Annotated in this window: 1 tRNA gene; it reads left to right on the top strand. The window is 42.4% G+C overall.

Annotated elements, in window-relative coordinates:
• Window positions 1-22 precede the first annotated feature (22 nt).
• Window positions 23-95: transfer RNA gene (locus NE473_RS30800), tRNA-Ala, on the top strand.
• The last annotated feature ends 221 nt before the right edge of the window (window positions 96-316 follow it).

Below are 316 nucleotides of genomic sequence, written 5' to 3'. Positions count from 1 at the left end.
ATCCGGTATTTGACATAAATATGGGGGTGTAGCTCAGTTGGGAGAGCACCTGCCTTGCAAGCAGGGGGTCAAGAGTTCGAATCTCTCCATCTCCATTCGGTATGAAGGAAGGAAGCCGTAAGGTAACTGGGAATCATGCCAGCATGTACCTTGAAAACCACATATTGAATATATCTAGAAAAGTTGAAGCAGAGGAGAGGTTCGCAAGAACATCAAACCTGTGGAAAACAATTCAAGACATCCGAGGTGTTATATCGTAACAGATATAACCGAAAATTATAAACTCGTTGTTGCTGTAACGTACAGCGATAACAAA

Origin of the sequence: Hungatella sp. SL.1.14 (assembly GCF_024460495.1) — a bacterium.
GTDB lineage: Bacteria > Bacillota > Clostridia > Lachnospirales > Lachnospiraceae > Hungatella > Hungatella hathewayi.
Note: the sequence above shows the minus strand (reverse complement) of the source record. Positions and strands in the feature narration are given on the sequence as shown.